The 13,544-nt window shown below is 69.0% G+C and carries 14 protein-coding genes; 1 reads left to right on the forward strand and 13 read right to left on the reverse strand.

Annotated features, from left to right (window positions below):
- Positions 1–53: 53 nt before the first annotated feature.
- The 10 genes from J2W36_RS00965 to J2W36_RS01010 form a co-directional block, all read right to left on the reverse strand.
- Positions 54–1,004, reverse strand: coding sequence for a hydroxyacid dehydrogenase (locus J2W36_RS00965; protein ID WP_307687782.1), 951 nt, complete (start codon positions 1,002–1,004; stop codon positions 54–56).
- A 4-nt stretch (positions 1,005–1,008) separates the two neighbouring features.
- Positions 1,009–1,938: an SMP-30/gluconolactonase/LRE family protein gene (locus tag J2W36_RS00970; RefSeq protein ID WP_307687783.1), complete on the reverse strand. Its 930-nt coding sequence runs from the start codon at positions 1,936–1,938 to the stop codon at positions 1,009–1,011.
- A 24-nt stretch (positions 1,939–1,962) separates the two neighbouring features.
- A complete protein-coding gene (locus tag J2W36_RS00975) occupies positions 1,963–2,850 on the reverse strand; it encodes an amidohydrolase family protein (RefSeq protein WP_307687784.1) in 888 nt (295 codons plus the stop codon).
- Positions 2,851–2,962: 112 nt separating this feature from the next.
- Positions 2,963–3,919 (reverse strand): tripartite tricarboxylate transporter substrate binding protein, encoded by a 957-nt coding sequence (locus J2W36_RS00980; protein ID WP_307687785.1) that lies wholly within the window; start codon positions 3,917–3,919, stop codon positions 2,963–2,965.
- Between the two features lie 76 nt (positions 3,920–3,995).
- Positions 3,996–4,976: a Bug family tripartite tricarboxylate transporter substrate binding protein gene (locus tag J2W36_RS00985; RefSeq protein ID WP_307687786.1), complete on the reverse strand. Its 981-nt coding sequence runs from the start codon at positions 4,974–4,976 to the stop codon at positions 3,996–3,998.
- 80 nt (positions 4,977–5,056) lie between these two features.
- Positions 5,057–6,019: an NAD(P)-dependent oxidoreductase gene (locus tag J2W36_RS00990; protein WP_307687787.1), complete on the reverse strand. Its 963-nt coding sequence runs from the start codon at positions 6,017–6,019 to the stop codon at positions 5,057–5,059.
- The gene (locus J2W36_RS00995; protein WP_307687788.1) at positions 6,016–6,702 is read right to left on the reverse strand and encodes an RraA family protein; all 687 of its coding nucleotides are present in this window, start codon (positions 6,700–6,702) and stop codon (positions 6,016–6,018) included. The genes J2W36_RS00990 and J2W36_RS00995 overlap by 4 nt, the downstream gene beginning before the upstream one ends.
- A gap of 65 nt (positions 6,703–6,767) precedes the next feature.
- The gene (locus tag J2W36_RS01000) at positions 6,768–7,775 is read right to left on the reverse strand and encodes a Bug family tripartite tricarboxylate transporter substrate binding protein (protein WP_307687789.1); all 1,008 of its coding nucleotides are present in this window, start codon (positions 7,773–7,775) and stop codon (positions 6,768–6,770) included.
- A 13-nt stretch (positions 7,776–7,788) separates the two neighbouring features.
- The gene (locus tag J2W36_RS01005) at positions 7,789–8,700 is read right to left on the reverse strand and encodes an amidohydrolase family protein (protein WP_307687790.1); all 912 of its coding nucleotides are present in this window, start codon (positions 8,698–8,700) and stop codon (positions 7,789–7,791) included.
- A gap of 23 nt (positions 8,701–8,723) precedes the next feature.
- On the reverse strand, positions 8,724–9,719 hold the full coding sequence (locus J2W36_RS01010) for a Bug family tripartite tricarboxylate transporter substrate binding protein (RefSeq protein WP_307687791.1): 996 nt from the start codon (positions 9,717–9,719) through the stop codon (positions 8,724–8,726).
- A 109-nt stretch (positions 9,720–9,828) separates the two neighbouring features.
- Between J2W36_RS01010 and J2W36_RS01015 the strand changes: the two genes are divergently transcribed.
- On the forward strand, positions 9,829–10,614 hold the full coding sequence (locus tag J2W36_RS01015) for an IclR family transcriptional regulator (RefSeq protein WP_307687792.1): 786 nt from the start codon (positions 9,829–9,831) through the stop codon (positions 10,612–10,614).
- A gap of 60 nt (positions 10,615–10,674) precedes the next feature.
- Here the strand turns inward: J2W36_RS01015 and J2W36_RS01020 are convergent, their stop codons facing one another.
- The 3 genes from J2W36_RS01020 to J2W36_RS01030 form a co-directional block, all read right to left on the reverse strand.
- Complete coding sequence (locus tag J2W36_RS01020) at positions 10,675–11,274, reverse strand: hypothetical protein (protein WP_307687793.1); 600 nt, start codon at positions 11,272–11,274, stop codon at positions 10,675–10,677.
- A 271-nt stretch (positions 11,275–11,545) separates the two neighbouring features.
- Positions 11,546–12,016, reverse strand: a complete 471-nt coding sequence (locus J2W36_RS01025; RefSeq protein WP_307687794.1) for a hypothetical protein — start codon at positions 12,014–12,016, stop codon at positions 11,546–11,548.
- A complete protein-coding gene (locus J2W36_RS01030; protein WP_307687795.1) occupies positions 12,013–13,479 on the reverse strand; it encodes an MFS transporter in 1,467 nt (488 codons plus the stop codon). The genes J2W36_RS01025 and J2W36_RS01030 overlap by 4 nt, the downstream gene beginning before the upstream one ends.
- Positions 13,480–13,544 lie beyond the last annotated feature (65 nt).

Here is a 13,544-nt window from a genome sequence, read left to right on the forward strand (position 1 = left end):
CGCCGGGTCGAAAAACCCGCCAGTCTACACTGCTGCCTTGGGCGGGGCCGGCGTCAGCCTGCAGCGCCGGCTTCGCGGGTTTCCGGGCGCCCGAGATGCCGAAGGATGTTCTCCGCCGCCCCGACGGCCATGCCGCGCAGCCCGCCGTCGGTGGTGCCGCCGATGTGGGGCGTGAGGACCGCGTTCGGGGTGCCGAGCCACGGCGAGTCTTCGGCCATCGGCTCGACCGCGAAGCAGTCCATGCCCAGCTGCAGGTGGCCGGCCCGGAGCCGGGCCTGTATCGCTGCCTCGTCGATCAGCCCGGCGCGGGCGGTGTTGATGACGATGGCGTTCTTCTTGAGCAGGCCGAGCCGGCGCGCATCCAGCAGGCCGCGGGTGGTGTCGTCCAGCGGGCAATGCAGCGAGAGCACATCGCACAGCGGCAGCAGTTCTTCCAGCGCGCACAGGACGACGCCTGGGGGCAAGGTGGACGGCTCGATGTACGGATCGCACACCCGCACGTTCATGCCGATGGCCAGGGCGAAGCGCATCACCCGCGCACCGATCGAGCCGCAGCCGACGATGCCGAGCGTCGCGCCCGACAGTTCCAGCCCCATGTAGCCGGCCTTGTCCCAGTGGCCGTCATGCATCCGCCGGTCCAGCCAGGGGATGCGGCGCGCGCAGGCCAGCATCAGGCCCAGTGCGTGCTCGGCGACGGCCTGGCTGTTGGAGCCGATGGCGGCGACGGCCGCGATGCCCAGTTCGCGCGCGGCCTGCTGGTCGATGGCGTCCATGCCGACGCCGTGGCGGCCGACCACCTTCAGGCGCTGCGAGGCCGACAGCACGCGGCGATCGATCCGCCCGTAGCGCGCGAGGATCGCGACCGGTTGCGCGCGCTCGCACAGCGCGACGAGTTCGTCCTGCGTGAACTTGGCGCCGGTGTAAACCAGCCGGTAGCCAGCCAGCAGGGCGACGGCGTCCGGATGGATCTTCGCTTCGGTGACGACGATGGTGTCGGTGGCCATGGCGCTACCTGCTCCCTGCCGCCGCGCGATGCAGCGCCAACCCCGGCACGCCCGGCTCCGCGCGCAGCACCGCGCCGTGGGTCGAGTCGGTGACGTACAGCGTGCCGCGCCCGGGCCCGCCGAAGGCCAGGTTGGTGATCGACGCGCCGGGCGCGCCGCGCAGCACCAGTTCGGGCTCGGCGCGGGTATTCAGCACCCAAACGTAGCCCAGGCCCGGGTTGGCCACGAGCAGCCGGCCGCTTTGATCCACGGCCAGGCCGTCGGGGCCGCTGGCGCCGTAGGAGGTGAAGAACTGGCTCACCTTGGAGACGCTGCCGTCCACGAGCAGCGGCACGCGCCAGACGCAGTTGCCCCGCGTCACCGCGAGGTACAGCACCTTCTCGTCCGGCGACAGCGCCACGCCGTTGGGGCTGGGCACGTTCCCCAGGAGCAGGTCGAGCTGGCCCGAGGGGCGCAGCCGGTACAGGCGGCCCGTGGGGTCGTGCAGGCCAGTCTGCCCCTGGTCGGTGAAGTACAGGTTGCCCTGGCTGTCGAAGACCAGATCGTTCACGCCCTTGAAGCGTTCGCTGTTGCGGCGCTCCAGCCAGGGCTCGACCCGGCCGCTGGCGATGTCCAGTCGCATCAGACCGTTCTTGTAGTCGGTGATGAGCAGGGTGTGCGCGTCCATCAGCTTCATGCCGTTGGGTTCGCCGTCGTACTCGGCGACCAGCGTCCACTCGCCCGCTGCGTCGATGCGGAAGATGCGGCCGAACGGAATGTCGGTCACATACAGGTTGCCCTGGTCGTCGACCACGGGGCCTTCGAGGAAGGACTCCGTCGGATGGCCGCCCCGGTTGGCCCGGCTCCAGTCGCTGTGCTGGCGCTCGCGGAACCGGTCCGGCAGGCGGGTGAAGGGCTGGAGGTCGGCGACCTGGGGTGGCTGGAGCAGGAACATGGCGGTGTCGTGAGGTCGGTGGGGTCAGTCGAAGCCGTACAGGGCGGCGGGGTTGTCGACGAGGATGCGGTCGATCTGCTGGTCGTTGGCGCACCAGCTGCGGAACCGGTCGAGCAGTTGCGCGTCGTCGATGCTGCCGGCCGACGCGACGGTGTGGGGCCAGTCGCTGCCCCAGAGCATGCGCTCGGGCGCCACGGCCAGCAGCGCTCGCGCCACCGCGTCCTTGGCTTCATGACCCGGCGCACCGGCGTCCGCCTCGATGTACGGGGCGGAGAGCTTCATCCACGTTCGGCCGCCGTCGAGCAGCGCGCGCACCGACGCGAAAGCGTCGCCGTCCGCGCCGTCCATCGAGCCGATCAGCCCGAGATGGTCGATCACCAGCGGTACCGGCAGCGACCGCAGCACCGGCGCGAGTTCCACCAGCGTGCCCGGCCGCGCCAGCACCTGGACGTGCCAGCCGAGCGCGGCGACCTTGTCCGCCAGCGTGGTCAGCATCTGCGGCGTGGTCAGGCCCCAGGACTGCGGGCTGTAGAAGTTGACGCGCAGGCCGCGGATGCCGTGCCGGTCGAGGCGCTGCAGCTCGGCGGCATCGATGTCCGCATCGACCACCGCCACGCCGCGTGCCTGCGGACCGAGTTCCGCCAGCGCGGCCAGCGTGCACCGGTTGTCCACGCCGTAGGTCGACGGCGTGACGACGACGGTGCGCGTCGTGCCGATGCGCTGCTGCAGCAGCCGGTAGGCCGGCACGTCGGCCACCGGCGGCGTGCGACGCCAGTGCGGCGACGGCGGGAAGCGCGGATCGAAGATGTGCATGTGGCTGTCGCAAGCGCCCGCCGGCAGCGCGCGTGCGGGCGCCGCGGTGCCGGCCGAATGCGGGACGACGATGCTCGCCACCTCAGTTGAATCCGACATGACCGAAGCCAGGAACACCGCGGAACCGGCTTTGCCGGGCCGCCGGTGTTGCCCCCGGCGAGGGGGTTGGCGCAGCGACACGCAGTGCGCGAAGACTGGGGGAGAGCCTCATTCAGTCGACCTTGATGTTGCCCTTGCGGATCACGGCCGACCACTTGGCCGATTCCTTCTGCAGGAAGTCGGCGAACTCGGCGGGCGTGTTGCCGACCGGCTGGGCGCCCATGTCGGCGAAACGCTTCTTCAGCTCTTCGTCCTGCAGCGATTCGGCGACCGCCTTGTGCAACTGTTGCACCACGGCGTCGGGCGTCCCTGCGGGCAGCAGCAGACCGTTCCATTCGTAGGCTTCGTAGCCGGGCAGCACGGATTCGGCCACGGTCGGCACGTCGGGCAGCAGAGGGGAGCGCTTGGGCGAGGAGATGGCGAGGGCGCGCAGCTTGCCCGAGCTCACCAGCGGATTGCTCGCGGCCAGCGTGCCGAACATGAAGTCGACCTGGCCGCCCATCACGTCGGAGATCGCCGGGCCGCCGCTCTTGTAGGGCACGTGCAGCATGTCCAGGTTCAGCCCCTGGCGGTACAACTCGGCCGCCAGGCGCTGCACCGTGCCGCTGCCGCCCGAGGCGAAGGTGAGCTTGCCGGGCTCGGCCTTGGCTTTGGCGACCAGGTCCTTCTGGTCCTTGATCGGCGACTCCTTGCGCACGATCAGCACGTTGGGCGAGAGCGACACCAGCGACAGCGGCTGGAAGCTCTTGCCCGTGAAGCTCAGGTTCGCGTAGAGCGAGGGGTTGATGGAGAACGGCGTCGCGTCGTACAGCATGGTGTAGCCATCGGCCGGTGCGCGCGCGACGAAGGCCTGGCCGATCGTGCCGCTCGCGCCCGGACGGTTGTCGATGATGACGCTGGTGCCCAGCTTGGCCCCCATGCGCACCCCAAGCTGGCGGGCCAGCGCGTCGGCGGCGCCGCCGGGCGCGTAGGGGACGACGATCGTGATCGTGCGCTCGGGGAAGGCCGCATGCGCGGCGCCGGCGATCACGGCGCAGGCCACGACCAGGGAGTTCAGAATCTTTTTCATGTCTCGATCTTTCTCGTATCGGTGAACAGCGCAACGGGTGGTTGTCGACGGGAATCGGCAGGCCGATCGCGGCGACTCATTCGAGCTTCAGGTTCAGCCCGCGGGCCGTCTTGGTGGCGGCCTTGATTTCGTTGTCGAGTTGCGAGGTGAAGGCGCCGCCGCAGGTGTTCTGCGGCTGCATGCCCAGGCCGCGCAGCTTCTCGGCGGTGGATGGCGCGCGGGCAAAGTCGCCGGACACCTGGGTCAGCTTCGCCAGGATCTCGGGCGGCGTGCCGGCCGGCGCGAGCAGGCCGTACCAGGCATCGGCCGAGTAGCCCTTGACGCCCGATTCCTCGAAGGTCGGCACATCCGGCAGCAGCGGCGAGCGCTTTGGCGACGCCACCGCCAGTGCGCGCAGCTTGCCGCTTTGCACCTGCGGAAGTACCGAGCCGAGCGTGGCGAAGGAGCTGTCCACCTGGCCGCCCATCAGGTCGGTCACAGCGGGTGCGGCGCCCTTGTACGGAATGTGGTTCATGCGCGTTCCGACCAGGCTGTTGAACTGCTCGCTGGCGAAGTGCCCGCCGCTGCCGCTGCCAGGCGTCGCGTAAGTGCGCTCGCCGGGGTTCGCGCGCACTGCCTGCAGGAATTCGGACAAGGTCTTGACCGGCATCGACGGCCCCACCACGAGCACCGTCGGACTGACGGCCAGCGAACACACCGGCGCAAAGGAACGCAGCGCGTCGAACTTGACCCGGTTGCTGTAGAGCGCCGGGATCATTGTGTGGTTGAGCGCGCCCAGCAGCAGGGTGTAGCCATCGGGCGGCGCGGAGGCCACGGCTTCGGCCGCCAGGATGGTGTTGGCGCCGGGCTTGTTGTCGACCACGATGGGCTGGCCGAGCGCGCGCGAGGCGAAGTCGCCGAAGGCCCGGGCGACCACGTCGGTCGGTCCGCCGGCCGGGAAGCCGACGACGAGGCGAATCGGCTTGGTCGGATAGTTGGCCTGCGCTTGCGCGAAGGGCGCGAAGGCGGCGAGGCCGAGCAAGGCCAGGACGGCAGTGGTGCGAGCGGTGAAATGCATCTCGTGTCTCCTTCGGTGTTCGGATGCCGCCCGGCTCCTCTGCGGAAGCCTGGGTCGGCGCTGTCGGGCTGCGGGCCCGTTCAGGCGACGGCCGAGGGCTCTACGCCCTCGATCACCGAGCGCACGTTGCGCGCCGCGGCGGTGCCCATGTTCACGTAGGCGTCGCTCGTGACGCCGCCGATGTGCGGGCTCAGGATGAAGCCCGGCAGGTCCTTGAACACGTTGTCGGCCGCGAGCGGTTCGACGGCGAAGCTGTCGAGCCCGGCGGCGCGCACCTGGCCGCTCTGCACGGCGGCCAGCAGCGCGGGTTCGTCGATCAGGCCGCCGCGCGCGGTGTTGACCACGATCACGCCCTTCCTGCAGCGCGACAGGCTGGAGGCGTTGAGCAGGCCGCGGTTCTCGTCGGTCAGGGGACAATGCAGGGAGATCGCGTCCGATTCGCGGAACAGGGTTTCCATGTCCACCACCTGGATGTAGTCGGGCAGGTCCTTCGCGAACGGGTCGAAGCCGATGACCTTCATGCCCATGGCGTCGCACATCTTCGCGAAGCGTTGGCCGATGGCGCCCAGGCCCACCAGGCCGATGGTGCGGCCGCCGAGCTCCAGGCTCTTGTGCGTGGCCTTGTCCCAGTGGCCGGCGTGCATGCGCTCGTTGAGCTGCGTGACCGACTTGGCGCAGGCCAGCAGCAGCGCCAGTGCCTGCTCGGCCACCGCGGCAGCGTTGGCGCCGATGGCCGCGCGCACCGCGATGCCGCGCGCGGCGGCCGCCGTCTTGTCGATGGTGTCGGTGCCGCTGCCGTGCTTGGAGATCACCTTCAGCGACGGTGCGGCGTCCATGGCGGCGGCGTTGACGCCGTTGTAGCGCACGATGACCGCGACCGGGTCATGGGCATGGCACAGCGCCACGATGTCGTCGGCCGTCGGCGTCTTGCCGGCGTAGACGACGTTGTAGCCGTCGAGCAGCGCCAGCGCCTGGGGCGCGAGGTCGGCGCCGGTGACCAGCACCACGGGCCGCTTGGCAACGGATTCGGGCAGGGCGCTCACAGCGATTCGCCTTCCTTCAGCACGCCGGCCGCGCGCAGGGCCGCGGGCAGCCATTTGCTGGCGGTATCGCCACGACCGATGGCGTCCAGGCGCGCGGCTTCGTCGGCCACCTTCTTCACGGCCAGGTCCATCATGCCGGGCGCCTTGGCGCGCTCGATCACCGTCACGCCATCGGCGTCGCCGACGACCAGGTCGCCCGGGTTCACGGTGATGCCGCCCGCGGAAATCGGGTGGTTGATGCGGCCGGGCACGTACTTGGTCGGGCCGGCAGGGTTGAAGCCGGCACTGAAGACGGGGAAGTCGAGTTCGAGGATTTCCAGCTTGTCGCGGATCGCGCCATCGACGATCACGCCAGCCAGTCCGCGCTTCTTGCAGGCGCTGAGCATCAGCGTGCCCATCAGCGCGGCGGTCTGGTCGCCCTTGCCGTCGATGACCAGCACGTCGCCGGGCTGGGCCAGGGCGATCGCGGCGTGGATCATCAGGTTGTCGCCGGGGCGCACTTCGACGGTGAACGCCGGGCCGGCGACGATCATCTGCTTGTCCACCGGCGCGACACGCGCGTGCATGGTGCCGCGGCGGCCCGCCACGTCGGCCAGGATGGCGGCCTGGAAGGTCTTCGCCTGGGCGACGACTTCGGGGGCGACACGTTCGATGTCGCGGATGATTTCTGGGAGCTGGCTCATGGGATGGTCCTGTAGGTAGACGGTCGGAAATGGAGAAGGAAAAACGGGAGTGCGGCGGCGCAAGCTCAGTCGAGCTTGATGTTTCCGTCGCGGATGACCTGGGCCCACTTGGCGGAGTCGGCCTTCTGCAGATCACCGAGCTGGCGGGGCGTGCCGCCGACCAGGGTGACGCCCAGGCGGTTGGCCAGCGCGACGATGTCGGCGCTCTTGAGCGCCTTGTTGATCTCGGCGTTGAGACGCCCGACCACATCGGCGGGCGTGCCGGCCGGTGCGAAGACCGCCTGCCATTGCTCGACCACGAAGTTCGTCATGCCCGACTCGCCCATGGTCGGCACGTCGGGCAGTGACTTCAGGCGCGCGGCAGAGGTCACGGCCAGGGCGCGCAGCTTGCCGCTCTGCACGTGCTGCAACGCGGCGGCCACGGGCGCGAACATGAACTGCACCTGTTCGCCCAGGGTGTCCTGCAATGCGGGGGTGTCGCCCTTGTAGGGCACGTGGATGAACTTCGCGCCCGTCTGCTGGCTCAGCAGCTCCCCCTGCATCTGCAGGATGGTGCCGCTGCCGCCGGAGGCGTAGGCCAGCTTGCCTGGCTGCGCCTTCGCTGCGGCGACCAGCTCGGCCACGGTCTTGAAAGGCTGCTTCGCACCGACCACCAGGATGTGCGGGATGGTGCCGATGGTGACCACCGGCTCGAAGCCGGCGATCGGGTCGTAGGGCAGCTTGCCCATCAGGTGCGGCGCGATGGCCTGCGGGCCGATCGAGGTGCCCAGCAGCGTGTAGCCGTCGGGTGCCGACTTGGCCACGTAGGCCGCACCGATGGTGCCGGTGGCGCCGGCGCGGTTGTCCACGATCACGTTGGTGCCGAGCCCGGCGGAAATGTGCTGTGCCACGCTGCGGCCCAGCACGTCGGTGCTGCCACCCGGAGGGTACGGCACGACCCAGGTGATCACCTTGCCGGTGGGCCACTGGCCCTGCGCGTGCGCCAGCGGCGCCATGGCGGTGAGGCTGGCTGCGGCGGCCAGTGCGAGCACGTGGCGGCGGGAGATGGGCGTGGCTGTGTCTTTGATGTTCATGTCGCTTGTCTCGTCAGGAAAGGGAGGCCGGGCGGACCGGTGTGAAGCCGTACAGGGCGACGGGGTTGTCCACCAGCACGCGGCGCAACGTGGCCTCGTCGCCGCACCAACGTGCGAGGGCGTCGACCTGCACCGCGTCGTCCGGCATGGGATGCCGGCCGGCGGATGCGGTGGCATGCGGCCAGTCGCTGCCCCAGACCACGCGGTGGGGCGCGGCCTCCAGGTAGCTGCGCGCCAGCGCGTCGAGCGCGGCGTCGTCGGCGCGGTGCGTCGCGCTGACGATGTAGCCGCCCGACAGCTTCACCCAGGCGCGGCCTTTGCGCAGCAGGTCGAGCACCAGCGCATGCGCGGCATGCCGGCCGGCGTCGGCCGGCGCGATGCGCCCGAGGTGATCGAACACCAGTGCCACCGGCAGATCGCGCAGCACCGGCGCCAGCGCCAGCAGCGTGTCGGGCGGTGCCAGCAACTGGAGGTGCCAGCCCAGCGGCGCGATGCGCTCGGCCATCGGACGCAGCGACCCGGCGGGCGGGTGTGCGCCGAGCGACAGGTTGAAACGGATGCCGCGCACGCCCAGGGCGTGCAGCGTCTGCAGCGCCTCGTCGGACACTGTTTCGTCGAGCACGGCCACCCCGCGTGCGGTATCGCCGAGCGCCGCAAGGCCGGCGAGCATGCAGCGGTTGTCGATGCCGTAGGTGGAAGGCGTGACCAGCACGACGCGACCGGTGCCGATGCGCCGCTGAAGCAGACGGTAGTCGTCCACCGACGCGTCGGGCGGCAGCAGCCGGGCATCGGGCGTTGCAGGGAAGCGCGCGTCGTACACATGCACATGGCAGTCGCAGGCCCCCGCCGGCAGCGCCGTCTGCGGCGGCGCTGTGCCGTCGGAGAATGGCACTTTCAGCCATGGGGCTTCGATCGTCCGGGGCATGGGGGCGCGTGCTTCAGAGGCCATCAGTCGATGGTCGCGCCCGATTCCTTGACGATCTTTCCCCAACGCGGAAGGTCGGCCTTGAGCAGCGCAGCGAAGGCTTCCGGCGTACCGCCCATCACGTCGCCGCCGTCGGCCTTGAGCTTGGAGGCGGAATCCGGGTTCTGCAGCACCTTGTTGATTTCGGTGTTGAGGGTCTTGACGATGGCCGCCGGCGTGCCGGCAGGCGCCAGGATGCCGAACCAGGAGACGGCATCGGAATTCTTGTAGCCCGCCTCGGCCAGCGTGGGCGTGTCGGGCAGTTGCTCGGAGCGCTTGGTCGAGGTCACCGCCAGTGCGCGGATCTTCTTGTTGCGGATCTGGCCGATGAGCGTCGGGATGGAGGATGCGTAAATGTCGATCTGGCCGCTGACCAGGTCGGTCAACGCCTGTGCGGCGCCCTTGTACGGCACATGCTGCAACTCGATGCCGGCCGCGTTCTCGGCGATTTCGCTCGACAGGTGAGCCACCGTGCCGTTGCCTGAATAACCCAGCGTGAGCTTGCCGGGCTTGCCCTTGGACGCGGCGACCACATCGCCAAAGGTCTTGTAGGGCGACGATTCGGACACCGCGAAGACGATGGGCGAATTGCTTACCAGCACCACGGGCGTCAGGTCCTTGAGCGGGTCGTAGGGCAGCTTGGAATACAGCGCCGGGTTGATCGCCAGGTTGCTGGTCTGCCCCATCACCAGCGTGTAGCCGTCGGCCGGTGCCTTGGCAACCTGGTCCACGCCCAGGTTGCCGCCGGCGCCCGGGCGGTTGTCGATGACGATCGTCCACTTCAGCGTCTCGGTCAGCTTCTGTGCCACGGTGCGGGCAATCAGGTCGGTGCCGCCGCCGGGTGGGAAGGGCACGACCAGGCGGATCGGCTTGTTCGGGTAGGCACCTTGCGCAAACGCAGAAGGGGTCGCAAAGGCGCTCACCGCCATGGCAGCGGCTATCAGGCAGGCGCGGCGGCCGAGGGTCGTGCGTACGGTCATTTTGTCTCCGATAAAGGGTGGGTGGCTGTCGCTGTGCAGCCGTGCCCGGACTGTAGTTAGGCGTTTCAATCCATACAATATGGTTTCGACTGTCGAAACATGGGTCAATATGCGAAACGGATTTAAGGGCAAACCCGAAGCTGAAAAAGGTCCGGCGTCGCCCGGTGAACCGAGCACAGGCAGCGTCGTCGCGGTGGCCAGGGCCGTGCAGTTGTTGGGGGCTTTTGCACTGGGCGAGGCGCAACTCAGCCTGGCGGAATTGAGCCGCCGATGCGGCCTGCACAAGACCACCGTGCTGCGCATCGCACGCACGCTGGCCATGCATGGCTACATGGTCCAGCGCGAGGACGGCGAATGGCGCCTGGGGCCGGCATCGGGCTGGCTGGGCGCACGCTACCAGTCGGCATTCGACATGCAGAACGTGGTCGAGCCGATGCTGCGTGACCTGACCCGGCTGACCGGCGAAAGCGCGGCGTTCTACGTGCGGGAAGGCGATTTCCGCACATGCCTTGTGCGGGTTGAAGGCCCGCATCCGCTGCGCCACCACGCACGCATGGGCGAGGCGCTGCCGCTGAACCGCGGCTCGCCGGGCCGGGTCATCCTGGCTTTTTCAGGCGAGGCTGGCGCGGTCTACGAAACCATCCGTGCGCGCGGCTACCACCTGTCCATCGGCGAGCGCGAGAAGGGCGTCGCAACGGTGTCGGCACCGGTGTTCGGACTCAACTGGCGGCTGCTCGGCTCGGTGTGCATCTCGGGCCCGGCGTCGCGTCTGTCCGAAGAGCAACTCACCGCCATGGCACAGGACGTGATGGGTTCGGCCAATCAGCTTTCCTACAGCCTGGCGGGCGCCGCCTCGACCAACACGCCTTCCTTCATCAGCACCTGGCACCCTTGACCAGGCGCGCTCGCTACCCAGGCGCAGGCCTCGGCCCGTACGAGCGCCGGTCTGGCCAACCTAATCGGCAAAGTTCTCCGTATAGCCCAGCAACAGCGTGCGGCGCCCCGTCAACAGCAACGCGAGCGCGTTCCATGCCGCCGCCGCTGCGTCCGCATCCTCGGAGGGGTAAATCATCGCGAGGTCGCGCACGAGTTGGCGGGCCGCCTTCTCGTCGGGCGCTTGCCTGCGCACGAAGCCCAGCCATGAGGCACCGATGCCGAAAAAGCGGTAGCCGTGCGTGGCCTCGAGCTGGCGGATGAGCGCGTGGTTCTGGAACACGTTCCAGTCGGCCGAGAAGTAGCCGTTGGGCAGGCCAGCGATGAGCAGGTCGTCGCGGGCCACAGGCAGGCGCTGCACGTAGACGTTGTCGTCGTTGGCCAGCAGCTGATCGGGGTCGCGGTTCATCGCGACCAGCGCCTCCACGTCGGCCTGTGAACTCAGCCGCGCCTGTGCCAAGGCACGCCAGTCCTGCTGCAACGCGGACACGTCGAGCTGCGCCTGCACGTGCGCAAGCTGCCGGGCCTCGGAGGCGTGAACGGACACCGGATCGTCGTAGTCCACCTCGGCCTCCGGGCCGTCGTCCGCGGGCTGGAGCAGCTCGTGGTTGCTGGCGTGCATGCTCGTATAGCAGCACTGGCCCGGATCGTCGAGCGTGCACAGGAAGCGGTGACCCGGCTCGCGCTGGCGGGAGGTCTTCCAGGCAGGCCAGCACCTCGGCCAGCGACGCGATGTCGCTCAGACGGACACAGGTGAAGGTATTGACTGTTTTGAATGGCAGTTTCTCGCTGAGATCGACGGGGATGATCTGCATGCCGTTTCTCCTGGAAGCTTCGTGTGTTCGTCGCGGATGAGCTGTCGCGCGCCTCTGCAGAATGCTGGGACTTCGAACCTACTTCGGCGCCTTGCGCTCAGTCTTGCGTTCCGAATGGACCGGACCCGGCACGATCGACGCTGCGGGGGGATAGGGATAAGGGGGTGGAGGCTTGGCTGCATCCATCACGCTGTCCTGCGGCTCCCGAGCTTCCTGCAGCAGCCGTTCGGCCTCCTGCTCTGCCTGCTCGACATCGCGAGTCGCCTGGCTTTCCTGCGGCAAGGCGATGTCCATGGGCATCATCACCGTGTCCGAGGTCGTTGCGCTCTCGGTGGTGGTGGTGGGGACCTCGGTGGTGCGCCTGCCGTCTTGCGACAGCGCGCCGAGGGCACACACGATCACCAGCAGTCCCCAGAGACCGCCGATCTTCCAGCGCGACGGCGTCTTGCCGTTGAAGCGGAACCACTGCGGCCGCACCAGGCTCATGAGCAGGCTGACGGCGCACACCGGGCTCAGCAAGCCGAACCAGAGCGCCAGCGGTGTTGTCATGCGTCGTGTCCCTTTCGCGCGGTTCCAGTGGTTGCCGTGTCGTGCGTGCTCATGGGCGGTGCGATGTCTTCGAGCGCGCGCCGTTCCGCGTCCACGCCATAGCGCCATGCAAGCAGCCCGGCTGCGATCACCAGCACGGCGCCAATCGCATAGCCTACAGCCACTGCGCTGCGGTCACCCGTGGCGATGAGGGTGCCAAAAAGCCAGGGTGCGACGAATCCGCCCGCACCGGTGCCCACTGCATAGAACAGCGAGATGGCCAGGGCACGCATCTCCAGCGGAAACACCTCGCTCACGGTGAGGTAGGCCGAACTCGCCGCGGCCGATGCGAGAAAGAACACGGCCGACCAGGCCAGTGCCTGACTCATCGCATCGAGCCAGCCCTGCATGAAGGCCCAGCCCGTGATGCCAAGGCCGACACCCGAGAGCACATAGGTCAGGGCGATCATGCGGCGCCGGCCCACGCGGTCGAACAGCGGGCCGAGCAGCAGCGGCCCGAGCACATTGCCGAGCGCAAACGGAAAGATGTACAGCGCCACGCGACCTTCCGGCACGCCGTAGAAGCGCGTGAGCACCAGTGCGTAGGTGAAGAAGATCGCGTTGTAGAAGAAGGCCTGCGAGACCATCAGCGCCAGCGCGACGATGCTGCGCTGGCGGTAGCGGTGCAGCAGCACCTGTGCGATCTCGCGCAGCGTCGGGCTGTGCCGTTCGCGGTAAGCGACCGATCCGACGGCCACGGGCAGCGGGCCGTGCTGCGCTTCGACCTGGGCCTCGATGTCGCGCACCACCCGCTCGGCCTCGTCGGCGCGCCCGTGCGAAATCAGCCAGCGCGGGCTCTCCGGCACATCGCGCCGCACCAGCAGGATGGCGATGGCGAGCGCGCCGCCCAGCGCAAAGGCGGCGCGCCAGCCCCACACGGGGCCCAGCACCTGCGGGTCGAGCAGCACCAGGCTCAGGCCGGCACCGAGCGCCGCACCCAGCCAGAAGCTGCCGTTGATCGCCAGGTTCACGCGGCCGCGCACGCGCGCCGGAATCAGCTCGTCGATGGCCGAATTGATGGCCGCGTACTCGCCGCCGATGCCCACACCGGTGATGAAGCGACACACCGCGAAGAACGCGAAGTGGGGCGAAAAGGCGGTCGCGAGCGTGGCCGCGGTGTACACCGCCAGCGTGATCAGGAACAGCCGCTTGCGGCCCAGCCGGTCGGCCAGTCGGCCGAAGATCAGCGCGCCCACCACGGCGCCGCCGATGTAGAGCGAGCCCGACGCGCCCACCTGGGCCGCGGTCAGGCCGAGCGTGTCGCCGCGTTCCAGCACGCCGCCGATGGAGCCGACCAGCGTCACTTCCAGGCCGTCGAGCACCCAGGCCACGCCGAGCGCGATCACCACCCGCCAATGCCAGCGCGACCAGGGCAGCCGGTCGAGCCGAGCGGGAATGTCGGAGTGATGCACGGTGGTGGTCATGCGTGCGTACCGTACGGGATAAGCCGCCGCCTGGCTGTCGGCGGATGTCGCGTGCGCCGTCGACG

It is taken from the genome of Variovorax ginsengisoli, assembly GCF_030811835.1.
Taxonomy (GTDB): domain Bacteria; phylum Pseudomonadota; class Gammaproteobacteria; order Burkholderiales; family Burkholderiaceae_C; genus Variovorax; species Variovorax ginsengisoli_C.